This is a genomic window from Maribacter sp. (assembly GCF_049667165.1).
Classification (GTDB): Bacteria; Bacteroidota; Bacteroidia; order Flavobacteriales; family Flavobacteriaceae; genus Maribacter_A.
In genome coordinates, this window is record NZ_JBATHS010000284.1 from 1 (window position 1) to 1,812 (window position 1,812).

The following is a 1,812-nucleotide window of genomic DNA, read 5'->3' on the forward strand; positions in this document are numbered from 1 at the left end:
ATTGTAACGTATCATAATGTTGGGTAACCACGATCAAGGCGGATGCTTCCTGGGAATTGATTCCTACCTTGTTCAAAACTTCAACAGACTCTTCGAGGCCCCTGGCGATTTCCCGACGCTGATCGGCAATCCCTTGGCCTTGTAATCGTTTACTTTCGGCTTCGGCCTTAGCTTTTTCAACAATCAGGATCCGGGCAGCATCCCCTTCGAACTGTGCCGCGATTTTTTCCCGTTCAGAAGCGTTGATTCGGTTCATGGCTTCTTTAACCTGAGCATCTGGATCAATATCGGTCACCAAGGTTTTTATGATGTCATACCCATAATCCAACATAGCATCCTGTAATTCAGCCTTAACAGCTATGGCGATATCATCTTTTTTAACAAAGACATCATCCAGCTTCATCTTAGGGACTTCGGCGCGCACCACATCAAAAACATAAGACGTAATTTGATCATGTGGATATTCCAATTTATAAAATGCTTCATATACCTTTTCCCTTATAACTACATATTGTACGGATACCTTTAGTTTAACAAATACATCATCCAATGTTTTTGTTTCAATAATTACATCCAATTGTTGGATTTTCAACCCTAAACGAGCCGAAATACGATCAACAAGTGGAATTTTCATTTGTAATCCAGATTGGCGTATGCTGTGGTAGCGACCAAAACGCTCTATGATGACCGCCGTTTGTTGTTTGACTATAAAGAAAGAAGAAAATAGGATGATCAATCCGAAAAAAATGATCGGTATTAAAAAGAAACTTCCCATAATATATACATTTTAGTTAGTGAATGAAGTTACAAAAACGCTTTAAGTTATACGTCGGAAATTTCGGCATTTTGTTACATGACGCTCCTAAAATTTCGATAAGGCAGTATGTATGCGGTTAATGCTTTCCTTTTTTCCTATCATCCCCAAGATATCGAATAAGTGGGGGCCTTTCATGGCCCCGACAATGATCAATCGTAAGGGCGGCATGACCTGACCAAAGGAAAGTTCCTTTTCCGTTATCCATTCCTTGATCCTTTTTTCGATATTTTCTGAAGAAAAACTCGCCAAATCCTCCAAAACAGGAATGAGATCTGCCATTATTTTTGGGGTATCCGTTTTCCATTGCTTGCGAATGGCTTTATTATCGAAGGTTTTTGGTGCTTCGAAGAAATAATCGCTCAATTTCCAAAAATCGGAAACAAAATTGGCACGTTCCTTTATCAGGGAAACCACTTTTTCAATGTAGTCCATTTCAAGATAAGGCTCTGGAATCGTCCTATTAACTAAAGCCGGTTTAAACAAAGCGGCCAATTGACTATCTTTTTTGTTTTGTAGATACTGATGATTGTACCATTTGGTTTTATCTGGATCAAAACGTGCTCCCGATTTTTGCACACGGTCTAGACTGAATTGTTGCACCAATTCATCCAAGGAAAAAACCTCTTGTTCTGTGCCTGGATTCCAGCCCAATAGGGCCAAAAAGTTGACAACTGCTTCGGGGAAATAGCATGCTTCACGATATCCTTGGGAATCGTTCCACGAAAGCGGAAATACGGGGAATCCCATTTTCTCCCCATCCCGTTTGCTCAGTTTTCCCTTTCCTATGGGTTTCATGATCAATGGCAAATGGGCAAATTGGGGGGCTTGCCATCCAAATGCATCATACAATAATTGATGCAATGCCAATGAGGGCAGCCACTCTTCACCACGAATTACATGGGTAATCCGCATGAGATGGTCATCAACAATATTGGCCAAATGGTAGGTGGGCATTCCATCGCTTTTGTACAGCACCTTGTCATCCAAAATATTGG

2 protein-coding genes are annotated in these 1,812 nt (G+C 40.8%); both read right to left on the reverse strand.

Features of this window, described 5'->3' with window-relative positions; genetic code table 11:
* The coding region (locus tag WBM98_RS13660) for an SPFH domain-containing protein (protein WP_424366579.1) at positions 1–775 on the reverse strand (775 nt) is incomplete at its 3' end.
* 87 nt (positions 776–862) lie between these two features.
* A partial coding sequence (locus WBM98_RS13665) for a glutamate--tRNA ligase (protein ID WP_424366580.1) occupies positions 863–1,812 on the reverse strand: 950 nt, incomplete at its 5' end.